At 60.6% G+C, this 2,313-nt stretch carries 3 protein-coding genes; all 3 read right to left on the reverse strand.

What is annotated here, in order from left to right; translation table 11 throughout:
- On the reverse strand, positions 1–831 hold an 831-nt coding region (locus AC1D1P_RS21295), incomplete at its 3' end, for a sulfate ABC transporter substrate-binding protein (protein ID WP_477674338.1).
- Positions 828–1,427: an RBBP9/YdeN family alpha/beta hydrolase gene (locus AC1D1P_RS21300; protein WP_477671700.1), complete on the reverse strand. Its 600-nt coding sequence runs from the start codon at positions 1,425–1,427 to the stop codon at positions 828–830. The genes AC1D1P_RS21295 and AC1D1P_RS21300, both read right to left, overlap by 4 nt.
- A 19-nt stretch (positions 1,428–1,446) precedes the next feature.
- Positions 1,447–2,097 (reverse strand): peroxiredoxin, encoded by a 651-nt coding sequence (locus AC1D1P_RS21305; RefSeq protein ID WP_477674339.1) that lies wholly within the window; start codon positions 2,095–2,097, stop codon positions 1,447–1,449.
- Positions 2,098–2,313: the final 216 nt, after the last annotated feature.

Here is a 2,313-nt window from a genome sequence, read left to right on the forward strand (position 1 = left end):
CTCCTGGCCTTCGTCTGAATAGAGGTAGTTCAGGTAGGCCCTGGCCAGCTCGGCCGTGCCCTTCTTGGCCACGGTGCGCTCCACCACCGCCACCGGGTTTTCCGCCACGATGCTGATGGACGGATAGACCGCGTCCACCTTGCCTTCGCCAAACTCCCTGTTCACCGACAGCACTTCGGATTCAAAAGTGATCAGCACGTCGCCGATATTGCGTTGCAGGAACACGGTGGTCGCGTCGCGCCCGCCCTTGCCCAGCACCGGGACGTTTTTGTAGAGCTTGCCGACGAACTCGGCGGCCTGCGCATCGGTGGCGCCCTTCTTCTTCGCGTATCCCCAGGCGGCCAGGTAGGCATAGCGGCCATTGCCGCCGGTTTTGGGGTTCACCAGAATCACCTGGATGCCGGGCTTGATGAGGTCGTCCCAGTCCTTGATGCCCTTGGGGTTGCCGTTGCGCACCAGGAACAGCATGGTCGACGTGGTGGGCGAAGCGTTGTCGGGAAACTTCTTCGCCCAGTCTTTGGCGACCACGCCGGCGCCGGCCAGGAAGTCCACGTCGGTCGAGGTGTTCATGGTCACCACGTCGGCGTCCAGGCCGTCAGCCACGGAACGCGCGATGGCGCTGGAGCCGCCATGCGACTGGTCAATCTTGATGTCTTTACCCGTGGTCTTCTTGTAGTGGGCAATGAAGGCGGCGTTGTATTCCTTGTAAAACTCGCGCGCCACGTCATACGAGCCATTCAGAAGCGTTTGTGCCGAGGCCGTGCCGGAGAATGAAGCGCCCGCGGCCAGTGCCAGCGTTGCAAGGGCTATTTTTATTTTTGAAGAAGTCATGCCGTTTCCAGGGACCCAAAAGAAGAAGACGAAGAATTTGCCAAAGAAGAAAAATCAAGATGGGGCGCCGTCAGCGACGCATCACCTGCCAGCGACTGCAACAGCGCAATGCCCAGCGGCCATTCGCCGTGGCCCGACTCCACATTGATATGGCCGGCGTCCTGCATGCGCACAAATTCGCTGCCCCAGGCGCGGGCATAGGCACCCGCCAGGCGCACCGGGCAATACGGGTCGTTGCTGCTGGCCACCAGCACGCTGCGGTAAGGCAGCTTCTGGTAGGGCACGGGCGCAAAGTCGCTCAGCACGGCACGCCGCTCCGGGTCTGCCGGCGCCACCAGCAGGGCGCCATGAATACGCTCTGCCGCCTCAGGCGGCAAGTGAGCCGTGGCAATGCAGCCCAGGCTGTGCGCCACGATGACGACCGGCTCGTCCTGCAGCACGATGGTGTTGGCCAGCGAGGCCACCCAGGCCTTGCGTGAAGGCGTGATCCAGTCGTCCTGGCGCACGCGCACCGCATTGCTCAGGCGTTCGGCCCACAGGCTTTGCCAGTGGCCGGGGCCCGAGTCGCGCCAGCCAGGGACGATGATGAAGCGCACTTCGCGTGAACCCGTCTGATTACTTATTGGGTTGCGGTGTGACGCGCAGGTACGGCTTGATCGCCTTGAAACCTTTGGGGAAACGCTGGGCAAGTTCGGCCGGATCCTGCAGGCTGGGCACGATGATCACGTCGTCGCCGTCTTTCCAGTTCACCGGCGTGGCCACCTTGTAGCCGTCAGTTAGCTGCAGCGAGTCAATCACGCGCAGGATCTCGTCGAAGTTGCGGCCCGTGCTGGCGGGGTAGGTAAACGTGGTGCGGATGGCCTTTTTCGGGTCAATGATGAATACGCTGCGCACGGTGGCCGTGGGGCCGGTGCTCAGGGCGTTCGGGTGAATCATGTCGTACAGGTTGGCCACCTTGCGGTCGGCATCGGCCAGGATGGGGAAATTCACCGTGGTGTTTTGCGTCTCGTTGATGTCGTTGACCCACTTGCCGTGCGACTCCAGCGGATCCACGCTGATGGCGATGGGCTTGACGTTGCGCCTGGCAAATTCGCTGCTCAGGGCTGCGGTCTTGCCGAGTTCGGTGGTGCAGACGGGCGTGAAGTCTGCGGGGTGCGAAAACAGCACCACCCATGAATCGCCAGCCCATTCGTGAAAAGAAATCTTGCCGGCGGTGGAGTCCTGGGTGAAATCGGGGGCGGTGTCGCCGAGTCTGAGAGTGGTCATGCTGTGCTCCTTGATTGCTGATCAAAGCATTGTGGGGAGCAAGCGTTAAAACTCAAAAGAATATATCGCTCTTAATTTATCTCAATAAACGAATAACGATTCAAGGAATTGGCATTTTCTGGCGCTACTGTTTTGATAGCTGCTTGCGCACAGTGCTATTGGGTTAGCGGCCATTTTTTCATCCAATAGTCGCGCCGCAAGCACCCTGGTAGCGTC

The organism is Polaromonas sp. P1_E1_2, assembly GCF_056406035.1.

Excerpts from the sequence above, each read along its gene's own strand:
- AC1D1P_RS21305 (WP_477674339.1), bottom strand. The coding sequence starts at position 2,097 with ATGACCACTCTCAGACTCGGCGACACCGCCCCCGATTTCACCCAGGAC.